This is a genomic window from Hymenobacter mucosus (genome assembly GCF_900188255.1).
In the GTDB taxonomy this organism is placed as follows: Bacteria; Bacteroidota; Bacteroidia; order Cytophagales; family Hymenobacteraceae; genus Hymenobacter; species Hymenobacter mucosus.
In genome coordinates this window covers 1-1019 of record NZ_FZNS01000034.1, presented here as the reverse complement: position 1 = coordinate 1019, position 1019 = coordinate 1, and the positions used below count along the sequence as shown (strand labels likewise).

General features: G+C 70.4%; 2 protein-coding genes. Both read right to left on the bottom strand.

Annotated elements, in window-relative coordinates; all coding sequences use genetic code 11:
- Positions 1–789: IS630 family transposase (locus CHB83_RS23410; RefSeq protein WP_143437274.1), on the bottom strand; the 789-nt coding region annotated here is incomplete at its 3' end.
- On the bottom strand, positions 690–968 hold the full coding sequence (locus tag CHB83_RS23405) for a helix-turn-helix domain-containing protein (RefSeq protein WP_089334549.1): 279 nt from the start codon (positions 966–968) through the stop codon (positions 690–692). The genes CHB83_RS23405 and CHB83_RS23410, both read right to left, overlap by 100 nt.
- Positions 969–1019 lie beyond the last annotated feature (51 nt).

The window sequence follows — 1019 nt, the reverse complement described above, 5'->3', positions numbered from 1 at the left end:
GTCGAGCTTGTCGCGTAGGGTTTGCTCGGTGCGATAGTCGTCCGGGGTGAGCCAGTAGTGCTTGCAGCGGTGCCAGAGGATTTCGATCAGGTTCAGCTCGGGGCAGTAGGCAGGCAGGAATTGTAAGCGCAAGCCGCGCGCGGCCCACACCCCGTGGCGGGCCTGCACGCAGGCGGCGCGGTGCACCGAGGCGTTGTCGAGCACGAGCACGGTCGGACCGGACAGCGCTTGGCTGTACTCGTCCAGCGCGGCCACGAATAGGTCGGCCGTCAGCGCGCCGGGCAGCACGTAGCTGGTCAGCGGCTGGCCCGGGGCCTTGGCCTGCCACAAGCCCAGCACGGTGTGGCCCCCGCCGCCGCGCTCGGCCGGCAGCGCGACCGGCGCCTGCCCGCGCACCTGCCAGGCATAGGGCACCGGCGCCAGGCGTGAGAAGCGGCACTCGTCTACGTACACGACCCGCAGCGCGCCGGCCGCTTCCAGCGCGTGCAGGGCCTGGACCTCCTGCTGAAAAAAACCGAACAGCACCGCGTCGCGCCGCGCCTTGAGACTACGCCGGGTGCGCTTCCAGCTATAGCCCGCCCGCCGCGCCAGCCGGCGCAGCGTGCCCACGCTTACGCGCACCTGCAGGTCGGCTGCCACGCGGGGCACGAGCCGGCGTAGCTGCTGGGTGGCCGACCCGAGCCAGGCGACTATTTTTTTTGCGCCGCCGGGGCCAGTTTGGGCGGCCGTCCGGCGCGCCGGCCCTCGGCTAGCCCCGCCAGGCCGGCCCGGTGCCAGGCCTGCACCCACCCGTGTACCGTCGCGTAACGCACGGCAAACAGCGCGGCCAGTTGCGGCAACGTCTGGCCCCGGTGGTGGCCCAGCACGGCCAGCGCCCGCCGCCGCATGCGCGGGTGCGGTCCGTGCTGACTGCACGCTTCCAAACACGTCACTTCTTCCGAACTCAACTCGGTGGCAGGTCGTCGCATGCCGCAAGCTACCAATTGCGCACTATACGCTTACTTCTGTATGGCTACTTA